Source organism: Nocardia sp. NPDC056064 (assembly GCF_042266925.1).
Taxonomy (GTDB): Bacteria; Actinomycetota; Actinomycetes; order Mycobacteriales; family Mycobacteriaceae; genus Nocardia.
This window is the reverse complement of the sequence record NZ_JBHJWO010000001.1, coordinates 460,982-470,100: the sequence shown is the minus strand read 5'-3', so window position 1 is coordinate 470,100 and position 9,119 is coordinate 460,982. Positions and strand designations below refer to the sequence as shown.

Sequence of the window (9,119 nt, the reverse complement as noted above, 5' to 3'; positions counted from 1 at the left end):
ACCTCTATCACACCGTCCGGTGGACGCGGATTATCTACAGCCGATAGGCCATACTGTTCCCCTTGCCGTATTTCCGGGCCCGCGGGGCTGTACCCAGCAGGTTCTCTGCCGAAACCTTCCCCACGACACTAGCCTGCCAGCAAACATCGGGCATACGAATACCCGGGAACACGCTAGTAACAATTACGCGCGACACCACCGCCGAGATAGACATTTCACCCGAAGCGATAAACCCCGGACAGCCCGTTGGTGCCCGATCGTTACTCGTCAATTCACCTCGCCGTAAATATCCGAGAATTGTTTTCCGCGACGCACGTACTGGACATTCACTCAATGCGCCCTAAAAAGACGCAGAGTTCGTTAACGGCGACATATTCGGATATCGAGGGTTTCAGATGCCGAGGAGTCCACACCGGACGACAGCGGGCCCCGCCGAACGCATCGGCGGGGCCCGCACATCGAGGGCGAACTGAGGTCGCGGTCAGTCCTGGTAGGCGTCCAGCGGCGGGCAGGAGCACACCAGGTTGCGGTCGCCGAACGCGCCGTCGATGCGGCGCACCGGCGGCCACACCTTCGGGCGGGTGTGCCCGAGGCCGCGCGGGTAGACGGCGACCTCGCGGCTGTAGGGGTGATCCCACTCGCCGACCAGGCTGGCCGCGGTGTGCGGCGCGCCGCGCAGCGGGTTGTCGGTGACCGGCCAGACCCCGGCGCCGACCTGGTCGATCTCGGCGCGGATGGCGATCATGGCGTCGATGAACTCGTCGAGCTCCTCGAGGTTCTCGCTCTCGGTCGGCTCGACCATCAGAGTGCCCGCGACGGGGAAGCTCATGGTCGGCGCGTGGAAGCCGTAGTCGGCCAGGCGCTTGGCCACATCGTCGACGGTGACGCCGGTCTGCTTGGTGATCTCGCGCAGGTCCAGGATGCACTCGTGCGCGACCATGCCGTTCTCGCCGGTGTAGAGCACCGGGAAGTAGGCGTCGAGACGGCGGGCGATGTAGTTGGCCGAGGCGATCGCGGTCAGCGTGGCCGCGCGCAGCCCCTCGGCGCCCATCAGCCGGATGTAGGCCCAGGTGATCGGCAGGATCGAGGCCGATCCGTAGTTCGCGGCCGACACCGCGTGCGAGCCCGCCTCGAGCGGATCGCCCGGCAGGTACTGCGCGAGATGCGAGCGCACCGCCACCGGACCGACGCCGGGACCACCGCCACCGTGCGGGATGCAGAAGGTCTTGTGCAGGTTCAGGTGGCTGACATCACCGCCGAAGCGGCCCGGACGGGCAAGGCCGACAAGGGCATTGAGGTTCGCGCCGTCGACGTAGACCTGACCGCCCGCGTCGTGCACCAGGGCGCACAGCTCGGCGACCTCGTGCTCGTAGACGCCGTGGGTGGACGGGTAGGTGATCATGATGCAGGCCAGCCGATCGGCGTGGTCGGCGATCTTGGCGCGCAGGTCGTCGAGGTCGACGTCGCCGTTCTCGCGGCACTTCACCACCTCCACGCGCATGCCGACCATCGCCGCCGAGGCCGCGTTGGTGCCGTGCGCACTGGAGGGGATCAGGCAGGTGTCGCGGTGGTCGTCGCCGCGGTCGAGGTGATAGCGGCGGATGGCCAGCAGACCGGCGTACTCGCCCTGGCTGCCCGCGTTGGGCTGCAGGCTCACCGCGTCGTAACCGGTGATCTCGGCCAGCCACCGCTCCAGGTCGCCGATCAGCCCCAGGATGCCCGGCACGTCCTCGGTGGGCGCGAAGGGATGCAGGCGCGCGAACCCGGGCCAGGTGATGGCCTCCATCTCGGCGGTGGCGTTGAGCTTCATGGTGCACGAGCCCAGCGGGATCATGCTGCGATCCAGGGCGATGTCCTTGTCCGAGAGCGAGCGCAGGTAGCGCAGCATCGCGGTCTCGGTGTGGTAGCGGGTGAACGCCGGGTGGGTCAGGTAGTCCGAGGTGCGGGTCTCGACCGCGACCGGCTCGGCACCGGCGCCCGCCTCGGGAGTCAGTGCGGTACCGAAGGATTCGATCACCGCGGCGACGTGCGCGTCGGTGGTCGCCTCGTCACAGGCGATCGCGACGTGGTCGGCGTCGACCAGGCGCAGGTTGATGCCCTTCGACTTCGCCTTGGCGACAACGGCTTCCGCGCCGCCGGGCACGTGCGCGAGCACGGTGTCGAAGAAGGCACCGTGCACCACCGCGCCGCCGAGACCGGTCGCCACCGCGGCCGCGTGCTCGTGCACCCGGCGCGCGATGGCGCGCAGCCCGTCGGCACCGTGATAGCTCGCGTACATGGCGGCCACGATGGCCAGCAGCACCTGGGCGGTGCAGATGTTGGAGGTGGCCTTCTCCCGGCGGATGTGCTGTTCGCGGGTCTGCAGCGCGAGGCGGTAGGCGCGCGCGCCGTCGGCGTCGACCGACACGCCGACCAGACGGCCCGGCAGCTGCCGTGCGAAGGCCGTGCGCACGGCCAGGTAGCCCGCGTGCGGACCGCCGAAGCCCATCGGCACACCGAAGCGCTGGGTGGTGCCGAAACAGACGTCGGCGCCCTGCTCCCCGGGCGGGGTGATCAGCGTCATGGCCAGCAGGTCGGCGCCCGCCGCGACCAGCGCGCCGCGCTCGTGAGCGGCGGTGAAGACCGGCGTCCAGTCGACGACGCGACCCGACGCGCCGGGGCTCTGCACCAGCACGCCGAAGAACTCGCCCTCGGGCAGCACCCCGCCGGCGAGGTCGGCCTCGACGATCTCGATGCCCAGCGGCTCGGCCCTGGTGGCAAGGACGGTCTTGGTCTGCGGGAACAGATCGGTGTCGATCAGCAGGCGCGGCGACTTCGACTTGCCCGCGCGGCGCAGCAGCGTCATCGCCTCGGCCGCGGCGGTGGCCTCGTCGAGCATCGAGGCGTTGGCCACGTCCATGCCGGTCAGATCCGAGACCATGGTCTGGAAGTTGAGCAGCGCCTCGAGCCTGCCCTGGCTGATCTCGGGCTGGTAGGGCGTGTAGGCGGTGTACCAGGCCGGGTTCTCGAGCAGATTGCGCACCAGCACCGGCGGGGTGAGGGTGTCGTAGTAGCCCAGCCCGATCATCGAGGTGGCCACGGTGTCGGCCTGCGCCAGGGCGGCCAGTTCGGCGAGCACCTCGTGCTCGGAGGCCGGTACGGGCAGGGCGGCCAGGCCGGATTCGTCCAGAATCGTCGCGGGCAGCGCGGCGGTGGCCAGCGCGTCGACGGATTCGACGCCCACGGTCTCGAGAATCCGGGCGAGCTCGCCGGAATCGGGTCCGATGTGGCGGTCGGCGAACGAACGGGTCACGGCAGCTCCAGGTCGGGCGGGTCGACCACGCGGTCGACGGGTACCAGCCCTCCCCCTCTGTCTGTGCGCCTGAGAGATTCGGTGACGCGACCGGGCGGCCGTGTCCCTTTCCCCGTGGGCGGGCAGCCGGATGCCACCGCTTTCCAGAGGCGTCGAATCACCGGGCGGTCCCTGTTGCCTGAGAGATTGACGGGGAGGTGCTGCTCCTTCGGCGCCCGGCTTCCGAAGAACCCGGGACTCTCCCGCACGGCGGCGACGCACCTCCGAGTCTAGAGGCAGCGAACCCCCGGCCGCGCCACCTGGGGGCTGCCGGGGGTGTAGTGCTGATCACTTATCCGGTTTTGCGGTCCTCGCGCGCCTTGCGACGGAACGACAGTTCGTCCTCGGGACGGTCGGTGATGGCGGTGGCCCGCTCGGCGGGGAAATCCGCGATCGCTCCGGTCAGTTCCCGCATGGCGCCGCTGACCGCGATCCCGAAGACACCCTGCCCGCCCTGCAGTAAATCGACGACCTCCTCGGGCGAGGTGCACTCGTAGACCGAGGTGCCGTCGGAGAACAGGGTGATCCCGGCCAGATCGCCCACCCCGCGGCTGCGCAGGTGGTCGACGGCGATGCGGATGTTCTGTAACGAGATGCCCGCGTCCAGCAGCCGCTTCACGATCTTGAGGACCAGGATGTCCTTGAACGAGTACAGCCGCTGACTGCCCGAGCCCGCCGCACCGCGGATGGACGGGACCACCAGGCCGGTCCTGGCCCAGTAGTCGAGCTGGCGATAAGTGATCCCCGCGACCTGACACGCGCTCGGTACCCGGTAGCCGACCAGATCATCCGGCACCGAGTCGTCCGGGAACAAGCCAGGCTGCACGACATCCTGCGTTTGCTCTTCCACTGACCGCTCCTTGCCTTTGCCGACGATCCGAAGTCTCGACAGACACGACCGATGTTGCCCGACTTTCGAGATTACTCCTGCCATTGTCGGACCTGCACAGTCGTCGCACCAAGCACCGCGTGCGGCGATTCCCTCGACCTCTACTTCAGGTGTAGAAGATCGCCCGGTCAGCTCAGCTGTCGGTGGCCTTGAAATCGTCCGGGGACACCGATTCGAGGAACTCCTTGAACTTCTCCACCTCGTCCTCGCGCTCGTCGGGCATGACCAGTCCGGCCTCGGCCAGCACGGGCTCCTCGGCGAAGATCGGGCAGCCGACCCGCAGGGCGATGGCCACCGAGTCCGAGGGCCGCGCGGAGACCCGCAGATCCCCGTCGAAGACGAGATCGGCGTAGAAGGTGCCCTCCTGCAGATCCACGATCCGGACTTCCTTGAGGGTGCGCCCGAGCTCGGTGATCAGGATCTTGATCAGATCGTGGGTGAGCGGGCGGATCGGGGTGACCCCCTCCTGCTCCAGCACGATCGCGGTGGCCTCGGCCTGCCCGATCCAGATCGGCAGGTACCGCTCCCCCGACGCTTCCCGCAGCAGCAGCACGGGCTGGTTCTGTGGCTGCTCGACACGGATGCCGATGACGCGCATCTCGCTCATGAGTTGTCCTGCCTCCCATACTCGCCGCCGGCCGGCACGACCGCTGCACAGCTCGCCGTACCACGAGTCTAGGCGAATTCCCGGGCGCGCAACGGCGACGTCCGAGCCGAAATCGGCGTGTTGCCGGGGTGATACCGGTGCACCGGGACGGCGGAATCAGTTGCCCAGCGCGGTGCGCACGGCGGCCTTGACCAGTGCGGCGTGCAGGTTCAGCGACAACGCCGCCAGTTCGCGGACCGTCTCCTCGGCGCGGGCGCGCGCGTCGGCATCACGGCTCTTGGCGATCGGCGCGGCGATCTGGGCCACCAGCGCGGCCTCGCGGTCGGCGGCGAGCTTGAACGCACGCAGGTGCCGGGCCTCGAGCCCGAACTCGGCCATCGATTTGGCGGCCAGCGCCAGCGTGACGGCGTCGGATTCGAAGAATCCGCCCGCACCCGCCACGATGAGGCCCGCGCGCAGCAGATCGTCGAGGAATCGGTCGTCGATACCGGCCTTGGCCAGCAGATCGGCCCGGGTGAGCCGCACCCCGACCTCGACGCGTAACTCGTCCGGGGTGATCTCGCCCGGCACGACACCCAGGCGCCGCGGTGGCGGCGGGGCCTCGTCACCGGCGCGCGCGGGGCCGGACAGCGACTGTCCGGCCTCCGCGGCGCTGTGGTGATGCGCGCGGGCGCGCGCTTCGCGCACCCCCAGCGTCGCCGCACCGCTGTCGATCGCTTCCAACTGCTCCTTGATCACCTTCAACGGCAGGTACTGATCGCGTTGCGCGGTCAGCACGAAACGCAGCCGTTCGTAGTCGGCGACAGAAAACCGCCGGTATCCCGACGGCGTTCGTTCCGGCCGGATCAGGCCCTCGGACTCGAGGAACCGGATCTTAGAGATGGTGATGTCGGGAAAATCTGGTCGCAGCAGGTCGAGCACGGAGCCGATCGACATCCCTCCGCGTGCCCACTGCGCCGCCCCTGTCACAGCACTGTGCCCATCGAGGGCACCAGCACCGTAGGGGTCATCGCGACCCCGCGCCCGACGCCGACTCGTTCGCCTGCGCGCGCGGACCGGTCAGGAAGACCAGCCGGAACTTGCCGATCTGGACCTCGTCGCCGTTCTGCAGCTCCGAGGAGTCCACCGGCTCCCGGTTGACGTAGGTGCCGTTGAGGCTGCCCACATCGACGACCTGGAAGGAATCGTCGTCCTGACGGAACTCCGCGTGCCGACGGCTGACGGTGACGTCATCGAGGAAGATGTCACTGTCGGGATGGCGACCGGCCGAGGTGGTCGGCTGATCCAGCAGAAAACGCGAACCCGCATTCGGGCCGCGCTTGACCACCAGGAGGGCCGCGCCGACCGGCAGGCCCTCGACGCCCTGTACCGGCTGTTCGCCGGTCGGCTCTCCGGAGCGCGACGCGTCGACCTCGTTGAGGAAGTCCGCGCGGAAGACCGATGTCGTCTCGGCCGCGGTCTCCCCGTAACCCGGGTCCCTGTTCTCGCTCACCGTTTCTCTCCTCCTCGAACCTGATTATCCATGCAAGCAGGTGCTTCATTCGGCGACACGACCGGCGCGATCACATCGCCAGGAAAGATCCCGGCGTCGATTCCCCGACGTATCCGCTTGGCTTTGACCGTACCCTGCCGGGGCGCACCCGTGCAGGGAGAACTGTGAAGGCTTGCTCAGCCCCCGATAACTCCTTGGTAACCCGCCGCATCCAGCAGTTCACCGAGGACGGAATCGAGTGCCGACTCGTCATCGAAGGCGAGGTCGAACAGCCAGCCCTCGTCGTACGGATCGGTGTTGAGCGTCTCCGGCGACTGCACCAGATCCTCGTTCACCGCAACGACTTTGCCGGTGAGCGGCGCGTAGATGTCGGACACGCTCTTGGTCGACTCGACCTCGGCGATGCTCTCGCCCGCGGTCACGTCCTTGTCGACGTCGGGCAGCTGGACGAACACCACGTCACCGAGCTGTGACTGGGCGTAGTCGGTGATGCCGACACGGACCGCCGTGGGGCCGGTCCGACGCACCCATTCGTGCTCTTCGGTGTAGCGCAGATCCTCAGGGGTCCGGGTCACAGGACGTCCTTTCGTCGTCGACGTTGCGCGTAACAGTATCGACTAGCTGCCGCGGTGCGGCACAGGCGGTATCGATCGCGCCACGGCGACGGCCAGTCCGGCGTAGAGCGCGCCGGTCCAGACATACAGGGCGGTACCCCAGATGAGCAGGGCCCAGCCGAAGGCCCAGCCGAAAGCGGCCCCCGCCCAGTCCATCTCCCCGGTGAGGATCCACGGCAGCGCCGACATCAGCGCGAAGGTGGCCGCCTTGCCCAGGTAGATCACCTCGGGCGCGGGCAGGTCACGGCGCCGGTACACCGACAGTGTCGCGGTCAGTACCAGGTCACGGCCGACCAGGATCACCGCGATCCACCACGGGATCAGCCCGCGTGCGACGAACGCCACCAAAGTCGTGACCAGGTATAGCCGGTCCACGAGCGGATCGAGCAGCGCGCCCAGCCGCGAGGACTGATCGAGCAGGCGGGCCAGTTTGCCGTCGAGGAAGTCGGTCACCCCGCTGGCGATCAGCAGCGTGAACGCCCAGCCGTCGGCGTGACGGACCAGCATCAACCACAGGAAGACGGGGATGCCGATCAGCCGCACCAGGCTCAGCACATTGGGCACGGTCAGGATGCGGTCGCTGAACACGCCACCGGTTTCGGTGTCGTGCGTGCCCGGCGTTCCCGATTCGGTTGCCACGCCCCTGCATACCGCACGAACCCGTGATCGCGCCATCCGGCCACGCCGACACACCGCAGCGGATCACCCGTGCGCCGCCGTCCCCGGTGCCGACCGCCGCCGGACCCGCTACCGTGGACCGTCGTGTCCGACAGTGGTATTGATCTGCGCTCCTATCTCTCCGCCGAGGACGCCTTCGCGCGTGGCCGGGCCGCCGCCGAACGGGCCCCCGTGACCGGGCGCGACCGCGACGCCGCGGCCCCCGACCGGCCGACGGTGCGCGAGTTCGTCGCGGCGAGCAACGAGGGCCGCATCGCGGAGCTGATCCCGCTGCGGATCGGCCGGATGACCGCCTCGCCGTTCACCTTCTTCCGTGGCGCCGCCGGGCTGATGGCCGCCGATCTGGCGGCCGGGCCCGACAGCGGCCTGCCCGCCCAGATCTGCGGCGACGCGCACGCGGCCAACTTCGGGCTCTACGGCACCCAGCGCGGCGAGATCGTGATGGACATCAACGATTTCGACGAGACGATCCTGGGCCCGTGGGAGTGGGATCTGGAACGGCTCGCGGCCAGCCTGGTGCTGGCCGGGCGCGAGAGCGGCGCCGACGAGGACGACTGCGCCCGGGCCGCCCGCGATGCGGCCCGTTCCTACCGCGGCACCGTCGCCGAGCTGGCCGAGATGCCGTTCATGCAGTCCTGGAGCGCGCTGCCCGACGAGTCGATCCTGGCCTCGGCCAAGGCCGAGGATCTGCTCGACGACTTCAAGAAGGCCGCCAAGAAGGCGCGCAAGAACACCAGCGCCAAGGTGGTGGCGAAGTGGACCGAGCATCTCGACGACCACGAGACCGGCATCCGCAAGCACCGCTTCGTCAGCGATCCGCCGATTCTCACTCCCGTCGACGACGCGGTGCGGGAGGCCGTGATCGACGGGCTCGAGCAGTACGCGGGCACCATCCGCGAGTCGCGGCGCAATCTGCTGGCCCGGTTCGCCGTCTCGGATGTGGCCTTCCGGATCGTCGGCACGGGCAGTGTCGGCCTGCACAGCTATGTGGCCCTGCTGCACGGCAACGACGGTGAGTCGCTGGTGCTGCAGGTCAAGCAGGCCCGGCCGTCGGCGCTGGCGCCGTTCCTGCCCGCGGGCGCGGACCGGCACGAGGGCGAGCGGATCGTGGTGGGCGCGCGGACCGTGCAGTCCGAGACCGACATCCTGCTCGGCTGGACCACCGTCGCGCTGGACGAGCCGCTGCCGTTCATCGTCCGCCAGTTCCGCAATCTCAAGGGCAGCATCGACCCGGCCGGGCTCTCGGCCGACGACCTCGACGACTACGGTCGGCTGGCAGGTGCGCTGCTGGCGCGGGCGCACGCGCGCTCGCTCGATCCGCGCACGCTGGCGGGCTATCTGGCCGGTGACGGCGAGGAGGACGACCGCTTCGAGACGGCGATCACCCGCTTCGCGGTGCGCTACGCCGACCGCACCGAGGCCGACCACGCCGCGCTGGTCGCCGCCGTCGAGGCGGGCGAGCTCGACGCCGAGCCGAGCTGACACCCGCCCCCGCATCCTGCCGGGCA

The 9,119-nt window shown here is 69.0% G+C and carries 8 protein-coding genes and 1 riboswitch; of the genes, 1 reads left to right on the top strand and 7 read right to left on the bottom strand.

Going from position 1 to position 9,119, the window contains the following annotated elements; genetic code table 11:
- Positions 1 to 481: 481 nt before the first annotated feature.
- From gcvP to ACFC06_RS02235, 7 genes are all read right to left on the bottom strand, one after another.
- The gene (gcvP, locus tag ACFC06_RS02265) at positions 482 to 3,292 is read right to left on the bottom strand and encodes an aminomethyl-transferring glycine dehydrogenase (protein ID WP_375926922.1); all 2,811 of its coding nucleotides are present in this window, start codon (positions 3,290 to 3,292) and stop codon (positions 482 to 484) included.
- Positions 3,293 to 3,447: 155 nt separating this feature from the next.
- A riboswitch (glycine riboswitch) is annotated at positions 3,448 to 3,547 on the bottom strand.
- 76 nt (positions 3,548 to 3,623) lie between these two features.
- Positions 3,624 to 4,181 carry a MerR family transcriptional regulator gene (locus ACFC06_RS02260; protein WP_375926919.1) on the bottom strand — a complete coding sequence of 186 codons (558 nt, stop codon included), beginning with the start codon at positions 4,179 to 4,181 and terminating at the stop codon, positions 3,624 to 3,626.
- A 172-nt stretch (positions 4,182 to 4,353) separates the two neighbouring features.
- Positions 4,354 to 4,827 (bottom strand): bifunctional nuclease family protein, encoded by a 474-nt coding sequence (locus ACFC06_RS02255; RefSeq protein ID WP_278262095.1) that lies wholly within the window; start codon positions 4,825 to 4,827, stop codon positions 4,354 to 4,356.
- Positions 4,828 to 4,983: 156 nt separating this feature from the next.
- Positions 4,984 to 5,763, bottom strand: a complete 780-nt coding sequence (locus ACFC06_RS02250; RefSeq protein WP_375926915.1) for a MerR family transcriptional regulator — start codon at positions 5,761 to 5,763, stop codon at positions 4,984 to 4,986.
- A 70-nt stretch (positions 5,764 to 5,833) separates the two neighbouring features.
- The gene (locus tag ACFC06_RS02245) at positions 5,834 to 6,319 is read right to left on the bottom strand and encodes an FHA domain-containing protein (protein ID WP_110041099.1); all 486 of its coding nucleotides are present in this window, start codon (positions 6,317 to 6,319) and stop codon (positions 5,834 to 5,836) included.
- A 176-nt stretch (positions 6,320 to 6,495) separates the two neighbouring features.
- The gene (gcvH, locus tag ACFC06_RS02240) at positions 6,496 to 6,894 is read right to left on the bottom strand and encodes a glycine cleavage system protein GcvH (RefSeq protein ID WP_375926911.1); all 399 of its coding nucleotides are present in this window, start codon (positions 6,892 to 6,894) and stop codon (positions 6,496 to 6,498) included.
- Between the two features lie 42 nt (positions 6,895 to 6,936).
- Positions 6,937 to 7,572 (bottom strand): CDP-alcohol phosphatidyltransferase family protein, encoded by a 636-nt coding sequence (locus ACFC06_RS02235; RefSeq protein WP_375926908.1) that lies wholly within the window; start codon positions 7,570 to 7,572, stop codon positions 6,937 to 6,939.
- 123 nt (positions 7,573 to 7,695) lie between these two features.
- Here ACFC06_RS02235 and ACFC06_RS02230 point away from each other — a divergent pair, with 123 nt between their 5' ends.
- Positions 7,696 to 9,093, top strand: a complete 1,398-nt coding sequence (locus ACFC06_RS02230) for a DUF2252 domain-containing protein (protein WP_375926905.1) — start codon at positions 7,696 to 7,698, stop codon at positions 9,091 to 9,093.
- Positions 9,094 to 9,119 lie beyond the last annotated feature (26 nt).

Bases quoted from the DNA above. Each gene is read 5' to 3' on its own strand.
- ACFC06_RS02250 (WP_375926915.1), bottom strand. From the start codon at position 5,763: ATGTCGATCGGCTCCGTGCTCGACCTGCTGCGACCAGATTTTCCCGAC.
- ACFC06_RS02255 (WP_278262095.1), bottom strand. From the start codon at position 4,827: ATGAGCGAGATGCGCGTCATCGGCATCCGTGTCGAGCAGCCACAGAAC.